Source organism: Luteibacter sp. P4_E6 (assembly GCF_056401535.1).
In genome coordinates, this window is record NZ_JBFUJE010000514.1 from 1 (window position 1) to 2,757 (window position 2,757).

2 protein-coding genes and 1 pseudogene are annotated in these 2,757 nt (G+C 64.7%); all 3 read right to left on the bottom strand.

Going from position 1 to position 2,757, the window contains the following annotated elements:
- Window positions 1-185, bottom strand: a pseudogene (locus AC1DT2_RS20085) (sensor histidine kinase); the annotation flags it as partial.
- A gap of 199 nt (window positions 186-384) precedes the next feature.
- Window positions 385-1,110: a hypothetical protein gene (locus tag AC1DT2_RS20090; protein WP_477298286.1), complete on the bottom strand. Its 726-nt coding sequence runs from the start codon at window positions 1,108-1,110 to the stop codon at window positions 385-387.
- Window positions 1,111-1,207: 97 nt separating this feature from the next.
- Window positions 1,208-2,590 (bottom strand): serine hydrolase domain-containing protein, encoded by a 1,383-nt coding sequence (locus AC1DT2_RS20095; protein ID WP_477298288.1) that lies wholly within the window; start codon window positions 2,588-2,590, stop codon window positions 1,208-1,210.
- Window positions 2,591-2,757 lie beyond the last annotated feature (167 nt).

The following is a 2,757-nucleotide window of genomic DNA, read 5'->3' on the forward strand; positions in this document are numbered from 1 at the left end:
GTCAGGAACATCCAGAGATAGAAGTCGACGAAGGTCCAGACCAGCGGCCTTGTCCAGCCCGCCGGATGGCCTTCGGCACGCGCGGAGATCACGGCACTTGCGGCGTAGGAGACGGCCAGCACCGTCCACAGGGCCAGTACCAGTGCCCGCTTCTTCCACACGGGCCATGTCATCGGATCGGTCACGGCGTTTTCCCCGGCGGAACGGGCCAAGTATGCGAGACGCTCCACGTCGAGAACAGTGCCGTCAGTCGGGTCCATCGTGCAACGATAGAACGTACACGCACGCGTGTCGTGCGCGACAGGATGGACGGCGCGGCGCCCGTGACGAACGGTCCGGAATGCATGTCGAGCGGTCGTGCTGCGCGGTGGTTGGCGGACGCGGCTACACCGAGCGAATGAACGCGACCAGCGCACGAGCGGCTGGGGTAAACGCGATCGGCCCCGTGATCATCATGCTGACCAGGATGGTCGAAACGCCCCATAGGTAGGCCGGGTGCACACGACGCCGGATGATCGCATCGTAGATCGGCCCCGCCAGTCCGAAGGCCAAAATGGCGGCGAACATCACCAGGGGCGCGGCGCGACCGAACGATTCCATCGGCAACAGCYGCCCGATGCCCGGCCCAAGGATGGAAATCGTCGCGCAGAGCATCAGGCGCTTGTGCCACTCGGCCTTCTTGCGGTGCATCACGCCTGCGGTGACCAGGCCACCGAAGACCAGGATGCCAATCGTATTCATCACCAGGAACAGGGGCGGTGGGAAAAACGAGGGGACCGAACTGGAGTGGATCGCATACAGGGTCGCTGCCAGACCCATCGCGACCATCGCTGCCGCCAGGCCCGCGCCAACCCATCCGACACGGCGATGAAGCTTGAGCGAGCCGCGTGCGACGATCGCCGGCTGGGCAACGAAGAGAACGATCCAGAGGGTGAAGACCATCCCGTGGATGGCCAGAAGCAGCGGAAACGCCGGCCCCGCGGTGAAATCGTCCGGCACCGTTCGCGAAAAGCCGGCGATGATGACCGCCGCCATCGCCAACGACATGACGAGATAGAACGGTGGCCGCACGCCCTTCGACGAGGTCCGGCCGATCTCCACGCTGCTCATGCTTATCCCCAGCAAAGGTGCCACGAACGAGCGTAGCGACGATGCAAGCGGTCCGATAGCACCCAAAAGTCCGGGTCGGAGAGGTATGTCGCAAGGATTACTGCGACGATGCCTGCCGGTGCAGCGCCGTGATGATCTTCGCGACGACCTCGCCGATGCCCGTACCGCCGCGGATACTGATGCCCAGGCGCGCAACAACCAGCCGTTCCGACGGCACGATGACGATGTACTGACCGAACGCGCCACGCGCGAAGTACATATCCTTAGGCAGCTCGGGCAGCCCCCACGGGGCGTCCCAGACCGGCACGCTGCCCTTATTGACCAGGTTGGTCCAGAAGCCTGCGCCGTAGCCGGTATCGAGCGTTTGCGAGTGGCTGTAAGCGACCCAGCCCTCGGGCAGGATTCGCTGGCCGTCGATCACCCCATCGTCGAGGTAAAGCTGGCCGAAGCGCGCAAAGTCGCGGGTGGATGCGTAAACATGGCTCGACCCCACGGGCGTGCCGGCGCCATCGGTCTCGATCACGGCATGACGCATGCCCAGCGGTGCGAACAACGCCTTGCGCACGAAGCCTTCGGCCGCGACGGCGTCGCGTGCGCCCGCGGCATCCATCGCCACGCGAGAGAGCCATACGTAGCCGAGGTTGCTATAGGCCCAGGCCGTGCCGGGTGCATGGACGAGTGGCACCGTCGCCGCATAGCGGGCCATGTCGCTTTCGAGGAAGAACATGCGCGACATCGGATTGAGCGGCCCGTCCGTCTCGTCGAAAGGCAGCCCGCTATCCATGCGCAACAACTGGTCGATAGTGATCCTCGGATCCGCCGGCATACCCGCTCGCTGATCCAGCCGGAGTTTGCCCTCGCGCACGAGGACGCCCACTACGGCGTTGGTGACCGATTTCGACAGGGAGTGACCCCAGATCGGCGTTTCCGGCCCATAGCCGGGTGCATACCGCTCAGCGATGAGCTTGCCGTCGTGGAGTACGACGAGGCCCTTGGTCAGCCGTGGGCTCGCCTGGTTGGGTTCGGAGAAGGCCAGGTCGAGGGCCTGGCGAAGGCCAGCGTCGGTCGGCTCAACCACGTCCGGCCCCATCGGGTCTGGCGTATCGCTAGCCGCTACGCCAACGACGCCGGCCACATCGGGCACCTCTTCGCCGCCATGCACGAGCAGGCATCCCAATCCTTCCCGAAAGACCGCCCGCGCGCCGAACGCGCCGAGGACCGTCGTGCGGACCTCGCGGTGCTCGGCGTCCACGCGGTAACGTAGCGCCCAGCCGATGCTGCGCATGTTCGGCAACTGTTCTTCGCGGAAGAGACGGTCGGGATCCACGTGCGAAATGAAAACCGCCCCGCAAAGTGACCGACTGACCGAGTTGGTCGCCGTGCGGAAAAGATCCCCGACGGAAAGCGTATAAAAGGCGGCAGTGGCCACGGCGAGAAGCACCACCATGCCGCCGACCGTCTTGATGCTGCGAGAAGCCATGCGCGCCCGTCCCTTAACCCTGACCCGATTCGCACTTTCTTACCTTGCTAGGCCGCGTGCCAGTGCCTGGGGACGAAACGCCTGATTCCGGGGACGAAAGCGATCGCATGAACAAAGCGACGACCGCCACGGCGAGACTTCGTGTGGACTTTAAGACGTCCATACTG

Excerpts from the sequence above, each read along its gene's own strand:
- AC1DT2_RS20095 (WP_477298288.1), bottom strand. The coding sequence starts at position 2,590 with ATGGCTTCTCGCAGCATCAAGACGGTCGGCGGCATGGTGGTGCTTCTC.